General features: G+C 71.5%; 23 protein-coding genes. 12 read left to right on the forward strand and 11 right to left on the reverse strand.

Annotation, left to right across the window (positions count from 1 at the left end):
* Positions 1-131: 131 nt before the first annotated feature.
* Together AB0F15_RS00005 and AB0F15_RS00010 are read right to left on the reverse strand one after the other, a co-directional pair.
* Positions 132-770, reverse strand: a complete 639-nt coding sequence (locus AB0F15_RS00005) for a nitroreductase family protein (protein WP_360262773.1) — start codon at positions 768-770, stop codon at positions 132-134.
* An 18-nt stretch (positions 771-788) separates the two neighbouring features.
* Positions 789-1,766, reverse strand: coding sequence for an aldo/keto reductase (locus AB0F15_RS00010; RefSeq protein ID WP_360262776.1), 978 nt, complete (start codon positions 1,764-1,766; stop codon positions 789-791).
* A gap of 42 nt (positions 1,767-1,808) precedes the next feature.
* On the opposite strand from AB0F15_RS00010, the gene AB0F15_RS00015 reads away from it, so the two are divergent.
* A complete protein-coding gene (locus tag AB0F15_RS00015) occupies positions 1,809-2,294 on the forward strand; it encodes a MarR family transcriptional regulator (protein WP_360262778.1) in 486 nt (161 codons plus the stop codon).
* On the opposite strand, the gene AB0F15_RS00020 is transcribed toward AB0F15_RS00015, so the two are convergent.
* From AB0F15_RS00020 to AB0F15_RS00030, 3 genes are read right to left on the reverse strand one after another with little or no spacing between them, the layout of a single operon-like run.
* Positions 2,295-2,714 carry an ATP-binding protein gene (locus AB0F15_RS00020; protein WP_360262780.1) on the reverse strand — a complete coding sequence of 140 codons (420 nt, stop codon included), beginning with the start codon at positions 2,712-2,714 and terminating at the stop codon, positions 2,295-2,297.
* Between the two features lie 58 nt (positions 2,715-2,772).
* Positions 2,773-3,555: a SigB/SigF/SigG family RNA polymerase sigma factor gene (locus tag AB0F15_RS00025; RefSeq protein WP_360262782.1), complete on the reverse strand. Its 783-nt coding sequence runs from the start codon at positions 3,553-3,555 to the stop codon at positions 2,773-2,775.
* Entirely contained in the window at positions 3,552-3,968 is a 417-nt protein-coding gene (locus tag AB0F15_RS00030; RefSeq protein WP_360262784.1) for an anti-sigma factor, read from the reverse strand. The genes AB0F15_RS00025 and AB0F15_RS00030 overlap by 4 nt, the downstream gene beginning before the upstream one ends.
* Positions 3,969-4,131: 163 nt before the next feature.
* On the opposite strand from AB0F15_RS00030, the gene AB0F15_RS00035 reads away from it, so the two are divergent.
* From AB0F15_RS00035 to AB0F15_RS00045, 3 genes are all read left to right on the forward strand, one after another.
* A complete protein-coding gene (locus AB0F15_RS00035; RefSeq protein WP_360262786.1) occupies positions 4,132-4,440 on the forward strand; it encodes a WhiB family transcriptional regulator in 309 nt (102 codons plus the stop codon).
* 230 nt (positions 4,441-4,670) lie between these two features.
* Complete coding sequence (locus AB0F15_RS00040) at positions 4,671-5,024, forward strand: STAS domain-containing protein (RefSeq protein WP_360262788.1); 354 nt, start codon at positions 4,671-4,673, stop codon at positions 5,022-5,024.
* Between the two features lie 59 nt (positions 5,025-5,083).
* Positions 5,084-5,872 (forward strand): metal-dependent hydrolase, encoded by a 789-nt coding sequence (locus tag AB0F15_RS00045; protein ID WP_360263818.1) that lies wholly within the window; start codon positions 5,084-5,086, stop codon positions 5,870-5,872.
* On the opposite strand, the gene AB0F15_RS00050 is transcribed toward AB0F15_RS00045, so the two are convergent.
* Positions 5,835-6,608, reverse strand: coding sequence for a nuclear transport factor 2 family protein (locus AB0F15_RS00050; protein ID WP_360262790.1), 774 nt, complete (start codon positions 6,606-6,608; stop codon positions 5,835-5,837). The two genes, AB0F15_RS00045 and AB0F15_RS00050, sit on opposite strands and share 38 nt — an antisense overlap.
* A gap of 95 nt (positions 6,609-6,703) precedes the next feature.
* Here AB0F15_RS00050 and AB0F15_RS00055 point away from each other — a divergent pair, with 95 nt between their 5' ends.
* The 3 genes from AB0F15_RS00055 to AB0F15_RS00065 all read left to right on the forward strand — a co-directional run bounded on the left by AB0F15_RS00055 (position 6,704) and on the right by AB0F15_RS00065 (position 8,181).
* A complete protein-coding gene (locus AB0F15_RS00055; protein ID WP_360262792.1) occupies positions 6,704-7,261 on the forward strand; it encodes a TetR/AcrR family transcriptional regulator in 558 nt (185 codons plus the stop codon).
* A 65-nt stretch (positions 7,262-7,326) separates the two neighbouring features.
* Positions 7,327-7,659 (forward strand): hypothetical protein, encoded by a 333-nt coding sequence (locus tag AB0F15_RS00060; RefSeq protein ID WP_360262794.1) that lies wholly within the window; start codon positions 7,327-7,329, stop codon positions 7,657-7,659.
* 39 nt (positions 7,660-7,698) lie between these two features.
* Positions 7,699-8,181 carry a hypothetical protein gene (locus AB0F15_RS00065; RefSeq protein WP_360262796.1) on the forward strand — a complete coding sequence of 161 codons (483 nt, stop codon included), beginning with the start codon at positions 7,699-7,701 and terminating at the stop codon, positions 8,179-8,181.
* Here AB0F15_RS00065 and AB0F15_RS00070 read toward each other — a convergent pair.
* On the reverse strand, positions 8,178-9,812 hold the full coding sequence (locus AB0F15_RS00070) for an ABC transporter permease (protein WP_360262798.1): 1,635 nt from the start codon (positions 9,810-9,812) through the stop codon (positions 8,178-8,180). The two genes, AB0F15_RS00065 and AB0F15_RS00070, sit on opposite strands and share 4 nt — an antisense overlap.
* Positions 9,809-10,705 (reverse strand): ABC transporter ATP-binding protein, encoded by an 897-nt coding sequence (locus AB0F15_RS00075; protein WP_360262800.1) that lies wholly within the window; start codon positions 10,703-10,705, stop codon positions 9,809-9,811. Before AB0F15_RS00075 ends, AB0F15_RS00070 begins: the two co-directional genes overlap by 4 nt.
* 93 nt (positions 10,706-10,798) lie before the next feature.
* On the opposite strand from AB0F15_RS00075, the gene AB0F15_RS00080 reads away from it, so the two are divergent.
* Positions 10,799-11,287, forward strand: a complete 489-nt coding sequence (locus tag AB0F15_RS00080) for a MarR family transcriptional regulator (RefSeq protein WP_360262802.1) — start codon at positions 10,799-10,801, stop codon at positions 11,285-11,287.
* Here AB0F15_RS00080 and AB0F15_RS00085 read toward each other — a convergent pair.
* Positions 11,284-11,847: a TetR/AcrR family transcriptional regulator gene (locus tag AB0F15_RS00085; protein WP_360262804.1), complete on the reverse strand. Its 564-nt coding sequence runs from the start codon at positions 11,845-11,847 to the stop codon at positions 11,284-11,286. The two genes, AB0F15_RS00080 and AB0F15_RS00085, sit on opposite strands and share 4 nt — an antisense overlap.
* Positions 11,848-11,905: 58 nt before the next feature.
* On the opposite strand from AB0F15_RS00085, the gene AB0F15_RS00090 reads away from it, so the two are divergent.
* The 4 genes from AB0F15_RS00090 to AB0F15_RS00105 all read left to right on the forward strand — a co-directional run bounded on the left by AB0F15_RS00090 (position 11,906) and on the right by AB0F15_RS00105 (position 14,662).
* Positions 11,906-12,427 carry an NAD(P)-binding oxidoreductase gene (locus tag AB0F15_RS00090; RefSeq protein ID WP_360262807.1) on the forward strand — a complete coding sequence of 174 codons (522 nt, stop codon included), beginning with the start codon at positions 11,906-11,908 and terminating at the stop codon, positions 12,425-12,427.
* Positions 12,428-12,490: 63 nt separating this feature from the next.
* Positions 12,491-13,156 carry an SGNH/GDSL hydrolase family protein gene (locus tag AB0F15_RS00095; RefSeq protein ID WP_360262809.1) on the forward strand — a complete coding sequence of 222 codons (666 nt, stop codon included), beginning with the start codon at positions 12,491-12,493 and terminating at the stop codon, positions 13,154-13,156.
* Between the two features lie 421 nt (positions 13,157-13,577).
* Positions 13,578-14,183, forward strand: a complete 606-nt coding sequence (locus AB0F15_RS00100; protein WP_360262811.1) for a sigma-70 family RNA polymerase sigma factor — start codon at positions 13,578-13,580, stop codon at positions 14,181-14,183.
* Positions 14,180-14,662, forward strand: a complete 483-nt coding sequence (locus tag AB0F15_RS00105; RefSeq protein ID WP_360262813.1) for a carboxypeptidase regulatory-like domain-containing protein — start codon at positions 14,180-14,182, stop codon at positions 14,660-14,662. Before AB0F15_RS00100 ends, AB0F15_RS00105 begins: the two co-directional genes overlap by 4 nt.
* Here the strand turns inward: AB0F15_RS00105 and AB0F15_RS00110 are convergent.
* Both AB0F15_RS00110 and AB0F15_RS00115 read right to left on the reverse strand, forming a co-directional pair.
* A complete protein-coding gene (locus AB0F15_RS00110) occupies positions 14,659-15,426 on the reverse strand; it encodes a polysaccharide deacetylase family protein (RefSeq protein ID WP_360262815.1) in 768 nt (255 codons plus the stop codon). The genes AB0F15_RS00105 and AB0F15_RS00110 overlap by 4 nt on opposite strands.
* Before the next feature lie 106 nt (positions 15,427-15,532).
* Positions 15,533-15,982 (reverse strand): SRPBCC family protein, encoded by a 450-nt coding sequence (locus AB0F15_RS00115; RefSeq protein ID WP_360262817.1) that lies wholly within the window; start codon positions 15,980-15,982, stop codon positions 15,533-15,535.
* Positions 15,983-15,994 lie beyond the last annotated feature (12 nt).

Raw genomic sequence — 15,994 nt, forward strand, 5'->3', positions numbered from 1 at the left:
CGGGCTTCCCCCTCCCCCGGCCCTCACTCCCGTCTTTTCCGTTTTGGCTGCGCGGAGGTTGCCCTGTTGTTTTTTTTTTATTCGGGTCAGAACCCGAATTACCACTCACGACAAGGCTGCGGCAGACCTGGTCACCAGCGGTCGAGGTGCAGGACTTCCTCCAGCGGCTGCCGCGCCGCCGGCTTGAACGTCTCGCCCGTGTAGAACGCCGTCGGGATCAGGGCCGCCTGGTGCACGTTCTTCGGCAGCTCCAGCACCTCCGCCGCCTCCTGCTCGTACTTCAGGTGCAGCGTCGTCCACGCCGTGCCCAACGTCACCGAGCGCGCCGCCAGCATGTAACTCCACACCGCGGGCAGCAGCGACGCCCACAGCCCCGCCTGGTTGCCGGCCGGCAGCTCCGAAGCCGCCGTCTCCAGGCAGGGGACCACCAGTACCGGGACGTCACCCATCCGGTCGGCCAGGTACGCGACGCTGTCGCCGACCCTCTGCTGCACCTGCGCCCGCGACGGGTCGTCCGCGAACAGCTTGCCCGCGGCGGCCGGGGACTCGAGGTACTCGTGGCACGCCCGGCGGTAGATCTCCCCGAGCGCGGCCCGCCGGTCCGCGTCGGTGACGACCAGCCACTGCCACCGCTGCGTGTTCGAACCGCTCGGCGCCTGGAGCGCCACCTGCACGCAGTGTTTCACCAGGTCGAGTGGCACCGGCCGGTCGAGGTCGAGCCGCTTGCGGACGGTCCTGGTGGTGGTAAGCAGCTCTTCGGGCGTCATCATCGGCCCATCATGCCGGGCTCACCAGCGATCGTGCACCAGCGGCCGGATGAGCTCGTCGTAGGTTTCGCGGACGCCGGCGGACGCCTCGGCGGACAGCGGGGGGAGCGCGGCCGCCGCGGTGTTCGCCGCCGCCTGCCCGGCGTTGCGGGCGCCCGGGATCACCGTGCTCACGCCCGGCTGGTCGATGATCCAGCGCAACGCGAACTGGGCGAGCGTCCGACCCGGCGGCACGAGCCCGCGCAGCCGGTCGACGGCCTCCAGCCCGACCTCGTACGGCACGCCGGAGAAGGTCTCGCCGACGTCGAACGCGTCGCCGTTGCGGTTGTAGTTGCGGTGGTCGTTCTCCGCGAACGTCGTCTGCGCGGTGTACCGCCCGGACAGCAGGCCGGACGCCAGCGGCACCCGCGCGATGATCCCGGCGCCCGCTTCCGCCGCCGCGGGCAGGACGCGTTCCAGCGGCTTGAGCCGCAGGCAGTTCAGGATGATCTGCACCGAAGCGACGTTCGGCCGCGCCAACGCCGTCAGCGCCTCTTCGCACGTCTCGACGCTCACGCCGTACGCCTTGATGCGGCCTTCGCCGACCATCGCGTCGAGGGCGTCGTACACCGCGTCGGAGGAGTACACCGGCGTCGGCGGGCAGTGCAGCTGGACCAGGTCGAGCGTGTCCACGCCGAGGTTGCGGCGCGACCGGTCGTTCCACTCCCGGAAGTTTTCGGCGACGTAGTTCTCGGGCACCTGCTCGACCCGGCGCCCCATCTTGGTCGCCACGAAGACGTCGCCGCGTTCGGCGAGGAACCGGCCGACCAGCCGTTCGCTGCGGCCGTCGCCGTAGACGTCCGCGGTGTCGAAGAACGTGACCCCGGCGTCGGCGGCGCCGTGCAGCACGGCCAGCGCGTCGTTTTCGTCGACCTCGCCCCAGTCCGCCCCGAGCTGCCAGCAGCCGAGCCCGACGACGGACACCTCACGGCCGAGGCGGGTGATCTTGCGGTTCTCCATGTCGCGATCCAAGCACACGGCAACCACTTAGGATCGGCCGTCATGGCCATGACATCGGGTCCGGAGGGCCTGGGCACCCGGATGCGGCACGTCCTCGAGGTCCTCGACGGCGACGTCGCGCGGTTCCTCGCCGACATCGGCCTCGACGACTACCGGCCGCGGTACTCGCCGGTGGTGCGGGCCCTGCTGGCGCGCGGCCCGCTGGCCATCCGCGACCTCGCCGCGGAGATGCGCGTGACGCACTCGGCGGCCAGCCAGACCGTCGCGCAGATGGACCGGGCCGGTCTCGTGCGCCTCGAGCCCGGCGCCGACGCGCGGCAGCGGATCGTGTCGCTCACCGCGAAGGCACGTGACCTGCTGCCGCTGATCGAGGCGGAGTGGACGGCGACGACCGAAGCGACGGAGGCGCTGGAAGCCGAGCTGCCGTACTCGCTGCGCGCTCTGCTGGACGCGATCGCCGAAGCCCTGGAGCGCAAGCCGTTCCGGCAGCGGATCGAAGAGACCGCCGCCGCGCGGGAACTGCGCTGATCAGTCGAGGGGGAGCGAGAAGACCGCCCAGACGTACTTGCCGCCGGGGCAGCGTTCGAAGCCCCAGTCCAGCGACAGGGCCTGCACGAGGACGAGCCCGCGGCTGCGCGCTTCGGCCGGAGACGGTGCTCGCAGCTCGGGCAGCCTCCGGCCGGTGTCGTGGACCCGCAGCGTCAGCCGTCCGCCGGAGTGCTCGAGTTCGAGGCGCTGGGGCCGTTCACCGTGCTCGAAGGCGTTGGTGACCAGTTCCGAAATCGCCAGCAGGACGTCGTCGAACTGCTCCTCACGCAGACCGTGCCGGAGCAGGGCCTGCCGGACCTCGTGCCGGGCCCGTGCCGGGGCCGTGACGTCGGCCGGGAGGAGCACCCTGAGCTGGGCGACCGCCGCGGCTGTGCGCTGCGGCATCCTCGACGTCGTCATCCGGTCCCCCTCCCAGTGAGTTCGGTACCGCCCGCCAGGTACCCACGCGCGCGAGCGGCTAATCAGGTGCCGTCGGCCAGTCGGCTTCGTCCAGGCCCGTCCGCAGCTTCTTCAGCGTCGCGGCCAGCAGCCGCGACACCTGCATCTGGGACACCCCGACGCGGCGGGCGATGTCCGACTGGCTCATCCCGGAGCCGAACCGCAGCGCGACGATCTTGCGCTCCCGCTCCGGCAGGCTCTCCAGCATCGGGCGCAGCGCCTCCCGCAGCTCGGCTTGGCCCAGCTCGGCGTCAGGCGCGCCGAAGCGGGTGTGCGCCGCGTTCTCCAGCAAGTGGTCCAGCGAAGCGCCGTAGCGGCCCTGACCGGCGCGGAGTCCCTCGTAGACGTCCTCGATGGGCACCCCCAGCCGGGCGGCGATCTCACTCGGCCGCGGGGCGCGCGAAAGCTGCACGGTGAGCTCTTCGCGCACGGAGGAGATGTTCGCGTTCAGCTCCTTGAGCCGCCGCGGCACCCGCACCGACCAGCTGTTGTCGCGGAAGTGGTGCCGCAGCTCGCCGGAGATGGTGGGCACGGCGAACGCGAGGAAGTCCGTCCCGTGGGTGGGGTCGAACCGGTCGACGGCGTGGATCAGCCCGACCGTGGCGATCTGGACCAGGTCCTCCATCGCCTCGTCGCGGTTGCGGAACTTCCGGGCCAGGTTCCGCGCCAGCTCCAGGTGCGCACGCACGAGGGTGTCGCGGAGGCGTTCGCGCTCCGGCGAGTCCGCCGGCAGGGCAGCGAGTTGGGTGAACAGCGCGCCGACGTCCAGGTCGTCCCCGCTGCTCCCGGCGGGATCGGTCACGAGCCCGCCGCCTGGCTCTCCCGGACGAGGTCCACCCGGGAAAGGTAGCGGCCGTTTTCCGGGGTGATCGTGCGCTCGGCCGTCGTCGCGAGGGCGGTCAGCAGCTGCCAAGACAGGCCGGCGTCGTCCTCGTGGTCGGCGCTGTCGGCCACGACCGACACGGAGACCTCGATCCGCGGCCCGTTCCAGGAGAAGACACAGGTGAGCCGGCCGTCCGCGCTGGCGGGGAGCAGCAGTGAGCAGGCTTCGTCCACCGCCATCCGGAGATCCTCGACGGCGTCGAGGTCGAAGTCCTGGCGCATCGCGATGTCGGCCACGATGGTCCGCAGCGTGGGCACCACGTGCGGGATCGCGGCTGTCCGCACCTCGATGACCTGCGCGCCTTCCTGGACGAGCGGGGCGTTGTCCTCCACGTTTGTTCCTTTCTCCGCACTCGCGCTGCCGGGGATCGGCGGTGTCTTCCACGCCCGGTCAGCGAGATGCCCGTGGTGTGAGCAAACCAAACCCGGGTTTGATCCGCTCCACCGGCGGGCATGTAGCGGTCGACGTGCTGATCCTGGGAAAGGCAGGGACGACATGGCTGACGTGAGCCGGCTGCCCAATGTGGTTGCTGAAGAGTGGGAATGGCAGCTTCACGGCTCGTGCCGGGGTGCGGACAGCAGCCTTTTCTTCCACACGGACAACGAGCGGGGTTCGGCGCGGGAGCGGCGCGAGTCGCGGGCCAAGGCCATCTGCCAGACCTGCCCGGTCCTGGCCCAGTGCCGACAGCACGCGATGACCGTACAGGAGCCGTACGGCATCTGGGGCGGCCTCGGCGAGATCGAGCGGCGGCAGCTCTTCCTGCGCCAGCGCAGGGCGGCGCGGAAGACGATGAGTGCGCACTGAGCAGAGCGCTGAGCAGGCAGGATTTGATCGCTGGTGAGCACGAGACGCGAAAGGGCGGCGGCCGTGGCGGGCACGGCCGCTTCCTGGGTTAGGGTTGGCCCCGGAGTTGCCTTGACCGTGTCCGGCGCGGGGCCCTGCCTCGCGCTGTGGAAGGCACGGTGACACGGTTGCCGCTTGAGACAACAGGCGCGTACCCGGCGCAGGAGCAGCGCCTGACGAGGAGAAACTGCATGCCCGCAGCCGACCAGAACGCCACCCCGCCCGGGTTCGGCATCACGCTGGACACCGACGCGACGGAACCCCGGGTGGTGGTCACCGGCGAGCTCGACCTGCTGACCAGTCCGCAGCTGCAAGAGGCCCTGGCCGGGCTGATCGCGGACAAGCGCGCGCAGCGGGTCGTGGCCGATCTGTCCGGGGTGACCTTCTTCGATTCCTCCGCGCTGAACGTGGTGCTCCGCGCACAACGCCAGGCCGGGGAGCAGGAAGTCGAACTCGCGGTCGTCCCGAGTCCCGCGGTGAGCCGCGTGATCGAGCTCACCGGCGTGGCCGAACACCTGAGCGTGTCGGAGGACCCGCGCGCCTGATCCCCCGCTACGGTCCTGCGGACTGATTTCGGTTCGCGGATCCTGGGGGGCGCAAGATGATGGGGCGCACGCATGCCCTGACCGGGTGGTGTGCGGGCTTGGCGCTGGCGCCCGTCGTCGGGGCGGGTTCGGTGCACCAGGCGGTCGTCTTCGCGGCGACCACGGCGGGGTTCGCCTTGCTGCCCGACCTCGATCACCCCGGCGCGAGCGCGTCCCGCCTGCTCGGCTGGCTGACGGGCGCCCTGTCGTGGGTGCTGCGCCGCGTGTCGGCGGGGTTCTACGCGCTCACGAAGGGCCCGCGCGACGAGAACGTCTCCGGCAAGCACCGCCACCTGTCCCACACCGTCCTGTTCGCGGCCGGTCTCGGCGTGGTGACGTCGTGGGGCACCACGGAGGGCGGCCCGTGGGCGGTCGTCGGCGTGGTGATCTTCGGCCTGATGCTGGCCGAAGGCGCACTGGGCGACTGGCTCCTCCCGGTCAGCGGCGCGGCGGTGGCGTGGTGGTTCTTCACGGCCCCGCCGGACCGCACGGGCGAACTGGCGTCCATCACGGGGTGGCTCGGGATCGCGGTCGCGGCCGGGTGCCTGACGCACTGCCTGGGTGACGCGCTGACCGAAGCCGGCTGCCCGTTCCTCTTCCCGATCCCGATCGCCGGCGAGACGTGGTACGAGATCCGCCCGCCGCGGGTGCTGCGCTTCCGGACCGGCAAGAAGGTCGAAAAGCGGCTGATCTTCCCGGTGTTCGCGCTGCTCGGCGTCCTGCTGGTGCCGGGGGTGTGGGAGCACACGGTGAGCACCTTCGAGCGGCTGTTCATCCCGCCGTCGAGTCAGCAGGCGACCACGCCCTGAGCCGCTCGGCCGCGGCGGCGGTGTCGGTGTAGTCGCGCGAGTGGGTGATCAGGCCGTCGCGGATGGTCAGAACCATGACGTACGATGAGACGAACGCGGTGCCGCCTGCTTCGCCGTGCAGGTCGAACTCGGCCACCAGCACCGACGGGTCGGTGGTCTCGTGGACGACGACGTTCTCGGCCTTGACCAGGCGCCGCACTCGTTCGGCCGCGTGGAAGCGGCGGCGCAGTTCTTCGCGGCCCTTCGTCTCGCGGGGCACGCCGGGCAGCGTGAACGGCATTTCGAGGGTGACGTCCTCGGCGTAGAGGTCGGCGACGTCGTCCCAGCGGTTCTCCACCGACGCGGCGAGGAACCGGTCGAACACCGCCCGGGTGAACCGCGAAGCCGCCGACACGTCGGGGTAGTCGCGGTACGACGTGATCTCGCCGTCCGAGACGGTCACGATCCCCACCGACGACGGGAACTCGGTCCCGGGGCCGGAGACCACCAGCTCCACCACGAATCCCGAGTCGGTGAGGGTGGTGGTGACCTGCGCTTTCGTCAGGCCGACGGCTCGTGCCCGGACACCGCCGGCGTCGAGGGTGGCCACGACGGCGTCGCGGCCTTCGATCCGCTGCCCGAGGAACGGCGCCTCGTACACCGCGTCGGCGGCGAAGAGGCCGGCGAACGGGGCGGCGTCCAAAGCGGACAGCCCCGTGCGGACCTGGGCAGCGATTTCGGGCAGGGTGAGCGGCATCGGAATTCTCCTGGAAGACTGGACGTTGAATCGGAACGGTGGGCCCGCTTAGGACGATACGGAGCGAGCGTTCCGGTTGTCAACGAGGAGACGTGATGGAGAAGATGCGCGCCGACGCGCGACGCAACCGGGCCAAGGTGCTGGCCGCCGCCGAAGAGGCGTTCGCCCTCGACGGCCTGGCCGTGCCGCTCGACGACATCGCGCGGCTGGCCGGCGTCGGTGCCGGCACCGTCTACCGGCACTTCCCCAGCAAGGAAGCGCTGTTCCAAGCCGTCGTCCTCGAACGCATCCAGCAGTTCGCCGAGGAAGCCCGCGCGCTCGCCACCGCCGAGAACCCCGGCGAGGTCTTCGTCGACTACTTCGTCCGCGTCATCAAGCAGGCGTCGCTCAACCGGGCCATCTGTGACGCCCTCGCCGAGTCCGGCGGGCACGCCTTCAAGGCCGGCGCGGGCGAGGAGTTCCGCGCCGCACTGGACGAGCTGCTCACCCGCGCCCAGGCCGCCGGGGCCGTCCGCCCGGACATCGACGGCGACGACCTGCGCGCGCTCATCGCCGGCTGCCTTGCCGTGGAGCGGTACGCGCCGGGCAGCCGGCACCTGGTCCGCGTGGTCGTCGACGGCCTGCGCGGCGTCGCCGAGGTGCAAACCCGGTAACACGACGTAAGATCGACGCGAGTTAGTCCTCGTACCTGCGCTGCGCGTGGCGAGGGGGTGCCCGGATGAGTGGCCGACCTACCTGGGGCTCCGCCGCGGTCACCGGGCTGGCGGGCTTCGCCACCGGATTGCTGATCGCGGCCCTGCTCGTCGCCGGGCGAGCCGTGCCGCACACCGTCGACGACGTCACGCCGCCGACCAGGACCGTTCCGGCCGTGCCCGTGACGGTGACCGCCTCCGTGCTCCCGGCCACCGTCACCTCGATCGAGACGTCGCCGCCCACGACCACCACCAGCATCGTCGAGGTCACCGTGCCGCCGCCGACGTCGGCGTCGGCCACCAGCTCGCCGGCCTCGAGCCTGTCCGCGTCGCCGCTGACCTCCGGCTGGCGCGACTGAACGATGCAACCCGGCGGCCGCCGGTACCGTCTGTCCGGCATGCGAAGGATTCTGTGGATCGCGGTCGTCGCCACCGCCGCCGCCGCCGCCGTCACCGCCGGGTGCGCCGCGCCCGAGGTCGCCTGCCCGGCGATCGGCTCCCTGTCCGGCATCAGCCTCGGCATCCCGGCGCCCGCGGGCATTTCGCGCGCGACGCTCGAGGCGTGCTGGGGCGGGAACTGCGTCACGCGGACCGTCGATCTGGGGCCCGAAACGACCGTCGGCGCGACGACCTGTGCGGGCACCGGCCCGGACAGCGCCTGCGGTGCGGCGATGGTGCCCACCGGCGGCCTCCACGGCTTCGCCGAGATCCCGGGCCTGCCCGCCGAACCAGTCCGCGTCACCGTCCGGTTCGACGACGGCGCACCGCACACCGCCGAGGTGACGCCGGCCTTCAGCGAGCCGAACGGCCCCGCCTGCGGGAAGGCGGGGCCGCAGGCGCAGCTCGTGTTCGGTGCCGATCACGAGCTGCGGCCGCGTTAGCCGACGTCCCGCCGCCGCCAGCCGAACAGGCCGGCGACCAGCGCGACGACGGTGACGGCCAGCAGCCAGGCGAGCGGGGTGGCGGTGAACTCCTGACCGGGGAGCTTCGGCGGGTGCTGGAACGGCGAGACGTCCAGGACTGCCTGCGGCAGGTCGACGATCGGGCCGAACAGGCTGAGCAGCAGCGCCAGCGCGCCGACCGCCCACGCCGCGGCCGAAAAGCCCGGCAGCAGCCCGAAGATCGCCACCGCCAGCGCGATCACCACCCAGGCCGCGGGGAGCTGGACGAGCATCCCGGCGAGCGTGTCCGCGAGCGAGCCGCCGACGTCGCCGGTGCGCAACCCGTTGGCCAGGCCCATGAACACCCCGCCGGACAGCAGCAACACCGCCGTGCCGAAGAAGGCGAACACCAGGTGGCCGCCCGCCCAGCGCAGCCGGCCGACGCTGGTGGCCAGCACCGGCTCGAGCCGGATCGCGGTCTCCTCGCCGCGCATCCGCAGCACCGCCTGGACGCCGTACAGCGACCCGACCATGGCGAACATCCCGGCCATCGCGGCGAGGAACGCCTGCGTCAGCGCGTGGCTGCCGCCCAGCCGCGCCATGATCTGCTGCGCCTGCGGGCTCGAGCCGACCAGGCCGCCGATGCCGCTGGCGATCGAGCCGAACACCGCGCCGACCACGGCCGTGCCGATCGTCCAGCCGAGCAGCGGTCCGCGGTGCAGCCGCCAGGCGAGCGCGAGCGGCGACCGCAGGCTCGCCGCGGCGCGAGCGGGCCCCGGGCGGGGCGGCAGGATGCCGACGCCGACGTCGCGGCGGCGGAGCAGCCGGTAGCCGGCCGCGCCGGCGACGAGCGCCAGGGCCACCGGCAGCAGCAGTACCCACCAGCGTTCCCCGGCGAACGCCCGGACCTGCTGCACCCAGCCGATCGGCGACAGCCAGGACAGCCAGCGAGCGTCCACAGTGGAGTCTCCGGCGCCGCGCAGCAGGAAGGCGGCGCCCACCACGGCGGTGCCGATGCCGTTGGCCGTCCGGGAGTACTCGGCGAGCTGGACGGCGACCGCGGCGACGGCGGTGAAGACCAGCCCGGCCAGCGCCTGCGAGGCGCCGAAGGCGAGTGAACCGGCGGCGGGCAGGCCGGCGCCGATCAGGGTGACCGTCTGGATCAGCCCGGTCAGCACGCTCGCGCCACCGGCCACCAGCAGGGCCGCCGTGAGCGCCGCGTACCGGCCGACGACCGCGGACGCGAGCAGTTCCGCGCGCCCGGTGTCCTCCTCGGCGCGGGTGTGCCGGGTGACCGTGAAGACGACCATCAGGCCGGTGAGCAGGGCCAGGAACCCGCACATGCGCCAGGCGATGAACCCGCCGGCGGTGGTCAGGTCGAACGGCGGCCCGTAGAGCAGCGCGTACGACGGGTTGGCGTTCGCGCCCGCCTGCAGCGCCAGCCGGTCGGCGACCGTCGGGTAGAACTGCGTGAACGAGTTGACGGTGCTCGCCGGCACGATGCTGAGCAGCACGACCCAGATCGGCAGGATCACGCGGTCGCGGCGCAGCGCGAGCCGGGTGAGGTGCCGGGTGCCCGCCAGTTCGTGGGCGGGCGCCACCCCGGCCGGCCGGTCGAGCGTCGCGGTCATTTCGCGCTCGCTTCGGTGGTGTAGTGGCGCAGGAAGAGCTCTTCGAGCGTCGGCGGCCGGCTGACCAGGCTGCGCACGCCCACCTCGGTGAGCTGCCGCAGGGCTTCGTCGAGCGAGCGCGTTTCGACGTCGAACCGCACGCGGTTGCCCTCGACCTTGAGGTCGTGGATGTTCGCCAGGTTCGCGAGCCCGTTCGGCGGCCCGGCGAGCTCGGCGGTGATCGACGTCCGGGTCAGGTGCCGCAGCTCGGCGAGCGTCCCGGACTCCACCGTGCGGCCGTTGCGGATGATGCTGACCTTGTCGCACAGCGCCTCGACCTCGGCGAGGATGTGGCTGGAGAGCAGCACGGTCCGCCCCTGCTCGCGTTCCTCCTGGATGGCGTCCTGGAACGTCGCTTCCATCAGCGGGTCGAGGCCGGACGTCGGCTCGTCGAGGATCAGCAGGTCGACCCGGGAGGCGAGCGCGGCGACGATGGCGACCTTCTGCCGGTTGCCCTTCGAGTACGTCCGGCCCTTCTTCTTCGGGTCGAGGTCGAACCGCTCGACGAGGTCGGCGCGCCGCTGCTCGTCCAGCCCGCCGCGCAGGCGCCCGAGCAGGTCGATGACCTCGCCGCCGGAGAGGTTGGGCCAGAGGTTGACGTCGCCGGGCACGTAGGCGAGCCGGCGGTGCAGGCTCGCGGCGTCCTTCCACGGGTCGCCGCCGAGCAGCCGGACGTCCCCCGAGTCCGCGTGGAGCAGGCCGAGCAGGACCCGGACGGTGGTCGACTTCCCGGCGCCGTTCGGGCCGAGGAAGCCGTGCACCTCCCCAGCGGGCACCTGCAGGTCGAGGCCGTCGAGGGCCTTCGTCCGGCCGAACGACTTGTGCAGGTCGACGACCGAAATGGCATTTTCCATGATTCGGAAGCTACACTCGCTTCATGAAGTTGTGAAGTTAAGAAAATGTCTAGATTGAGTGATCTTGGCGAAGGGGTACGGGAGGATGAGCCGATGACGACGCCTGACACGAAGAAAGACGAGGACGCCGTCCGCCGGTACGTCGAGAACCTCGGGCTCGTGCTCTCGCAGATCGGGATGCAGCGCATGCCGGCGCGGGTGTTCGCCGCGCTGATGACCACCGACGAAGGCCGGTTGACCGCCGCCGACCTGGCCTCGCAGCTGCAGGTCAGCCCGGCCGCCGTGTCGGGCGCGGTGCGCTACCTCGAACAGATCGGCCTGGTCGCCAAGGAGCGCGAGCCCGGAGAGCGGCGTGACCACTACCGCCTCTACGACGACCTCTGGTACGCCACGTTCCTCAAGCGCGACCGCCTGATCACCATGTGGCGCGACGCGGCCGAGAACGGCATCGACGCCCTCGGCGGGGACACCCCCGCGGGCAAGCGGCTGGCCGAGATGCGCGACTTCCTGTCGTTCATGCTCGAGGAGCTCAACGGCATGTACGAGCGCTGGCACCAGCTCCGCGACGAAAAGAACGGCTAAAGCCCGGCGAGCAGGACGTCCGCGAGCCGCTCGGCGTGGTCGGCAGGCTCGGTCTCTTCGAAGGTGGCCAGGAAGGCCTGCTGGAAGCACGCGCCGAGGAGCAGGGCCGCGGCCGCTTCGACGTCGGTGTCCGCCTTGAGCCTGCCCAGTGCCCGCTCGGCGCGCAGGTAGTCGGCGACACCGTTCAGCGGCAGCCGCGGGCCGTGCCCGCGCAACTGTGCCCGGTGTGAGCGCAGCAGCTCCCGTGACGAGAACATCGAGACGGCGATCGGGAAGCTGTCGGCGTAGAACGCCAGGCCGAGCCGGGCCACGCGGACGAGGTTGTGCCGAAGCGGCGCCTGTCCGGGGTCGGCGGTCAGTTCGCCCAGCGTGGCGCCCAGCGCGGGCAGCTCCTCGGCCAGCACGCTGCGGAACAGGTCGCTCTTGTCGCGGAAGTGCTTGTAGAGCATCGCCTCCGAGTAACCGGCGGTCTGCGCGATGACCTTGGTCGTCGCGTGGGCGTAGCCCTGCTCGCGCATCACCTTCGCGGCCGCGGCGACGATCTCTTCGCGGCTTCCCATAACGGCTCCCTGAGTGCGTTCTCAGCGTGGTTAGGACCGCGGCTGGGACGTCACGGCCGTGGTCCGCGACCCCGCCCGGCTGAAGCTGCCGGCCCGCGTCGTGGTCGCCGGGCTGACGGACCACGAGAAGCTGGCGGCCGCCGTCGAAGGTCGTGACGCGGTGATCTCGGCCGTCGGCTCCCGCGACCGCGGGCCGGCCACCGTCTGCGTGGACGGGGCCCGCGCGGCGATCGAGGCCGGGGCGAAGCGCCTGCTGGTCGTCAGCGCCGGCGGAATGCACACCGAAGGAGACGGCTTCTTCACCAAAACGCTCGTGAAGCCGCTGCTCAACACCTTCCTGAAGCACGGCTGGGCGGACATGCTCGCGATGGAGGCCCTGGTGACGGCCACCGACCTGGACTGGACGATCGTCCGCCCGCCGATGCTGCTCGACGGGCCGCGCACGGGCAAGGTCGCGAGCCGGCTCGACGGGAACGTCCGCACGTTCACCATCCGGCGGGCCGACGTCGCCGCGTACCTGCTCGACGCCGTGGCGGAGCCCACGCTGATCAGGGCGAAAGTCTCGATCGCCCACGGCTGATCCGCCTTCCTCCCCGCCACCACCCTCAACGGAGGCGCTTCGCGCCGCTGTTCTAATTCGGGCATGGTGCTGCTCGCTCAAGCTGTCTACGTCAAGCGCAAGACCCCGCGGCTGCCCGGCGCGGCCGGTCCCACCGAAGGGCTCGTGCCGGGTGACGGCGAACCGTTCCGGCTGGCGGTGCTCGGTGAGTCCACGGTGGATGGCGTCGGTGCGGCGGACCACGAGGAAGCGCTCACCGGCTGCCTCGCCCGCGAGCTGGCCCGCGACGGCCGGGCGGTGCGCTGGCAGGCCGTCGGCCGCACCGGCGCCAACGCCCGGGTCGTGCGCGCCGACCTCGTCCCGCTGGTCCGGCCGGCCGACCTGGTGGTGATCGCCCTTGGCGTCAACGACACCATCGAACTCCGGACGGCCGCGGCCTATCGTCGCGACCTGCTGAACCTGGTGATCGACCTGCGCCGGCGGCTCGGCCCGGTCGACGTCCTGCTGGCCGGGGTGCCGCCGATGTCCCGCTTCCCGGCGCTGCCGCGCCCCTTGCGTGACGTCCTTTCCCTCCGCTCCGCCGCTCTCGACAAGGCAGCCGCGACCCTCGGCCGCCTCCCCGGCGTTCGGCACCTCCCGATGGACCCCACCCTGCTCGACCCGGCGGCCTTCGCGTCCGACCGGTTCCACCCGGGGCCCGCCGGATACGCGCGCTGGGCGCGCACTTTGGCACTCGCTGTGATCAGTTAGCCGCCCTGCGTCGATCTTGAAAAAACTTCGCCGGATCCGGTATCTGGCGGTGCCCCCACTGCGTCCTGTGGAGCAGCCGAGTACGGAGGAACACGACAGGGGGTGTCGCGTTCGTAAGGAACGCGGTGGCCGGGAGCCGAGGGGGCTGCCGGACACCGTCGGCCGGGTGCCCTTCGGGGGAGGGGACATCCGGCGGGGCCCGTTGGGGAGCGGGCCCTTGAGGGAGGGGAGTATCGGCCGGCGCGGGTTCACCCGCTCGCGTCGGCCGGTACCTCACGCCATCGCCATTGACCGGTAGTGCACGACCGACGAAGTAAGTGACTTGATGTATCCGAGATCCACCTGCACGCTCCTACCCCCCGAAGGACCCGCGATACTGCCATTGCCGACTGGAAGATTCTTCCGAAGAGGGGCAGATACGGTGACCGACGTGCAAACCACAGAGGTGGACCCGCCGTGGGAGGGCCTGACCGGCGCCGAACTGCACGCTGCGTGCATGCAGGCCGCGCGGGAGGGTGACCGCCGGGCGATGGCCCGCCTCGTCCAGGAACTGACCCCGCTCGTCTGGCACGTCGCCCGGGCCAACGGGCTCGACCGCGCGGTCGCCGAAGACGTCGTCCAGACCGTCTGGCTGGCGCTGTTCAGCCAGCTCGGCAAGCTCCGCGACCCCAAAGCCCTCGCCGCGTGGCTGATCACCACCACCCGCCGCGAGGCCACCCACCCGTTCGGCCGTCGCATGCAGCCGGTGCCGCTGAGCGACGAGGTCGCCGAGGCCATGCCGAGCACCCAACCGGCACCCGAAGACGAAGCCATCCGCGCCGACCGCGACCGCCGGGTCTGGCGCGCCTTCGTCCGGCTGCCCCACCGCTGTCAGGAACTGCTCCGGCTGACCGTGCTCGCGGGTCGCGCGGAATACCAGCTCGTCGCCGAGGCCCTGCGCATGCCGCGGGGCAGTGTCGGCCCGACCAGGGGTCGCTGCCTCGACCAGATGCGCGATCTCCTCGCCAGTGAAGGGGGAAGCCGATGAACGACCTCGGGACACCGGGGGGCCAAGCCTCCTTCGGTGATGACGTGCTGCTGCTGGCCGACATCGGCCGGTGCCTCGACGAACTCGACCCGCCACCGGGCGACCTGGTGCAGCGGGTCCAATTCGCGCTCGCCCTCGAAGACCTCGACGTCGAGGTCGCGCGGTGGGAGCGGCTGGACAACCTCGCCGGCGTCCGCGGCGGTGGCACCGGCACGATCACGTTCACCGTCAGCGACCTGACGGTGATGATCAACCTGACCAAGATGGGCAAGCTGCACCGGATCGACGGCTGGCTGGTGCCGGCCGGGCAGTACGGCGTCGAGGTGCGGGTCGCCGAACACGGCACGTCGTCGACGACCGCGGACGAAGGCGGCCGGTTCGTGCTCGACAACGTGCCGTGCGGGACGACGCAGATCCTCGTGCACCTCGGCGACGTGTCGTGCCGCCGGACCGTCGTGACGCCGACGGTCGTGCTTTAACCCAGGAAGTCGGCCAGGGGGACGGGTGTGAGCCCGTCCTTCTTCGCCTGCTCGACGAACGCCGTGTAGTCCTCGGCGAAGGTCTTGCGGAAGTGCATCAGCACGATGTCGCCCGGCTTGAGCTTGTCGCCGGACTGGAACTGGACGTGCCCGTCGTTGACCGCGGCCGTCCACAGCACGGCGGCGCGCATCCCGCACGCGGCCGCGGCGCGCAGCGTGTTCTGGTCGTAGTTGCCGAACGGCGGCCGGAACAGTGCCGGGCGCACGCCGAACCCGCGCTGGAAGTCGTCGGCGTCGTCGCAGATCTCCTTGCGCTGGAACTCGTACGGCTTGCCCTTGAGGTTCGGGTGGTCGACCGTGTGGTCGCCCAGCGTGGCTCCGGTGGCGTCGAGGATCTGCTTGAAGTAGGCCTCGTGGCCCTGCACGTACTTCTGGTTCAGGAACAGCACCGGGTGGGTGGCGTTCTGCTGCATCAGCTTCAGCGCGCTCGGGTCCTTGACCGCGCCGTCGTCCATGGTGAGGAAGACGTACGGCTTGTCGGTGGTGATCCGGCGGATGAGCGGGACCTGGCCGTTCGCGACCGGGGGCACCTTCTGCTGGACCGTGCCGAACGGGTAGGGCGCCGACGTCCGCGTGCCCGGGCTCACCCCGCCCGGCGCCGGGTTCGGCTGGCTCGTGCCGAACTCCCGCTGGTCCGGCTCGTGCGCCGAACACGCCGTGAGCACCAGTGCCGCCGCGGCCACCACCGCCGCCAGTCGCTTCATCCCGCGTCCCCTCTCCCCAGTGGTCGCAAAGACCACCCGAAAGAGTGACGTGGCGGGGGTGGGGGAAGTTGCTTCGGACGATCTTCTGTGGCCCGGCGCACCCAGGTCAGCGTCCGGTTTCGGCCGCCTTGACCAGCTTCGCCGAGAACAGCCGGATCACGTTCCGGAGCGTGGCAGCCACGACCGGCCCGCTGCCCGTGACCGGCTCGGTGAACGAACCGGTCCACCGCAGGTGGGTACCGCCGCCGGCCATCGGCGTGAAGAGCACTTCGGCGCGGTAGTCCTTGAGCGGACGGCCGCCGGCGAAGGTGTAGACGTGCTTCCGGCCGAGCTCGTACTCGAGGGTCTCCTCGCGGATCAGCACCGGCCACAGGCCGACCTCGCGGACGGCGCCGACGCCGTCCGGATCCCCGGTGCCCCGGCGCGCCCAGCGGGCCTGGACGATGAGTGGCCTTCCCCACTCCGCCCACCGCGGGCCGTCCGCTTCGAGCGCGAACAGCGCTTCCGGCGAGGCCGTGCTGGTGCGGTTGACCTCGAAGGAGTACTTGCGGCCCACCCGAACCTCCCG

Source organism: Amycolatopsis sp. NPDC026612 (assembly GCF_040638285.1).
GTDB lineage: Bacteria > Actinomycetota > Actinomycetes > Mycobacteriales > Pseudonocardiaceae > Amycolatopsis.

What these genes read in the sequence shown, in the direction of transcription:
- AB0F15_RS00070 (WP_360262798.1), bottom strand. Translation starts at nt 9,812, where the DNA reads ATGACCGCGACGCTCGACCGGCCGGCCGGGGTGGCGCCCGCCCACGAA.
- AB0F15_RS00005 (WP_360262773.1), bottom strand. Translation starts at nt 770, where the DNA reads ATGATGACGCCCGAAGAGCTGCTTACCACCACCAGGACCGTCCGCAAG.
- AB0F15_RS00075 (WP_360262800.1), bottom strand. Translation starts at nt 10,705, where the DNA reads ATGGAAAATGCCATTTCGGTCGTCGACCTGCACAAGTCGTTCGGCCGG.
- AB0F15_RS00085 (WP_360262804.1), bottom strand. Translation starts at nt 11,847, where the DNA reads ATGGGAAGCCGCGAAGAGATCGTCGCCGCGGCCGCGAAGGTGATGCGC.
- AB0F15_RS00080 (WP_360262802.1), top strand. Translation starts at nt 10,799, where the DNA reads ATGACGACGCCTGACACGAAGAAAGACGAGGACGCCGTCCGCCGGTAC.
- AB0F15_RS00065 (WP_360262796.1), top strand. Translation starts at nt 7,699, where the DNA reads ATGCGAAGGATTCTGTGGATCGCGGTCGTCGCCACCGCCGCCGCCGCC.
- AB0F15_RS00010 (WP_360262776.1), bottom strand. Translation starts at nt 1,766, where the DNA reads ATGGAGAACCGCAAGATCACCCGCCTCGGCCGTGAGGTGTCCGTCGTC.
- AB0F15_RS00050 (WP_360262790.1), bottom strand. Translation starts at nt 6,608, where the DNA reads ATGCCGCTCACCCTGCCCGAAATCGCTGCCCAGGTCCGCACGGGGCTG.
- AB0F15_RS00055 (WP_360262792.1), top strand. Translation starts at nt 6,704, where the DNA reads ATGGAGAAGATGCGCGCCGACGCGCGACGCAACCGGGCCAAGGTGCTG.
- AB0F15_RS00045 (WP_360263818.1), top strand. Translation starts at nt 5,084, where the DNA reads ATGGGGCGCACGCATGCCCTGACCGGGTGGTGTGCGGGCTTGGCGCTG.
- AB0F15_RS00035 (WP_360262786.1), top strand. Translation starts at nt 4,132, where the DNA reads ATGGCTGACGTGAGCCGGCTGCCCAATGTGGTTGCTGAAGAGTGGGAA.
- AB0F15_RS00040 (WP_360262788.1), top strand. Translation starts at nt 4,671, where the DNA reads ATGCCCGCAGCCGACCAGAACGCCACCCCGCCCGGGTTCGGCATCACG.
- AB0F15_RS00060 (WP_360262794.1), top strand. Translation starts at nt 7,327, where the DNA reads ATGAGTGGCCGACCTACCTGGGGCTCCGCCGCGGTCACCGGGCTGGCG.
- AB0F15_RS00105 (WP_360262813.1), top strand. Translation starts at nt 14,180, where the DNA reads ATGAACGACCTCGGGACACCGGGGGGCCAAGCCTCCTTCGGTGATGAC.
- AB0F15_RS00020 (WP_360262780.1), bottom strand. Translation starts at nt 2,714, where the DNA reads ATGACGACGTCGAGGATGCCGCAGCGCACAGCCGCGGCGGTCGCCCAG.
- AB0F15_RS00110 (WP_360262815.1), bottom strand. Translation starts at nt 15,426, where the DNA reads ATGAAGCGACTGGCGGCGGTGGTGGCCGCGGCGGCACTGGTGCTCACG.
- AB0F15_RS00095 (WP_360262809.1), top strand. Translation starts at nt 12,491, where the DNA reads ATGGTGCTGCTCGCTCAAGCTGTCTACGTCAAGCGCAAGACCCCGCGG.
- AB0F15_RS00015 (WP_360262778.1), top strand. Translation starts at nt 1,809, where the DNA reads ATGGCCATGACATCGGGTCCGGAGGGCCTGGGCACCCGGATGCGGCAC.